The organism is Novacetimonas maltaceti (genome assembly GCF_002906255.1).
In the GTDB taxonomy this organism is placed as follows: domain Bacteria; phylum Pseudomonadota; class Alphaproteobacteria; order Acetobacterales; family Acetobacteraceae; genus Novacetimonas; species Novacetimonas maltaceti.
Genome location: NZ_POTC01000149.1, coordinates 1 through 623 on the forward strand (window position 1 = coordinate 1; position 623 = coordinate 623).

Sequence of the window (623 nt, forward strand, 5' to 3'; positions counted from 1 at the left end):
GGGTGTGGCGGGTATGGTGCGTGGGGTGGGGCATGATGTGCGCTGAACGTCGTGGCAGGGCAGGCGGGTCCATCACAAATGCTCCATTTCGCGCCCTTTGTGTTCACCAGATGGAGAGAACGTCCATAACGGCCGGATATGGCGGTTTTGTGCCCTTGCCGAAGGGTCGGGGAGGGATTATCGGCGTTGGGTATGGATACCGAAATTCGCACCGCTTCCGCCCCTTCACAGCCGGTTCCGCAAGGCGATGCCGGCCCCTTCGCCGTGTACGAGGCCCGCGTTGCGGCGGGCACGCTCGACCGCGACCCGGAACAGGAAAAGGCGGCCCGCCGCCTGGACCGGTTGTGGCGCGAACTGCGCGACTACCACCCGGTGGTCATGCAGCGGGCGGCCGCGCGTCCCGGCCTGTTCAGCGGCCTGCGCGCGCGGCTGGGCCTTGGGGGCGGGCGCGGGGCGCAGGCGGGACCGGCGCGGCCGCGCGGGGTCTACATGGTCGGGCAGGTCGGGCGCGGCAAGACGATGCTGATGGACCTGTTCTTCGACCTCGCCCCGGTGGAGCACAAGCGCCGGGTGCATTTCCACCGCTTCATGCAGGATGTCCACCAGCGCCTGCATGACATGAA

Annotated in this window: 1 protein-coding gene; it reads left to right on the plus strand. The window is 68.2% G+C overall.

Going from position 1 to position 623, the window contains the following annotated elements:
- Window positions 1–192 precede the first annotated feature (192 nt).
- The coding region (gene zapE, locus KMAL_RS16755; protein WP_146044270.1) for an AFG1/ZapE family ATPase at window positions 193–623 on the plus strand (431 nt) is incomplete at its 3' end.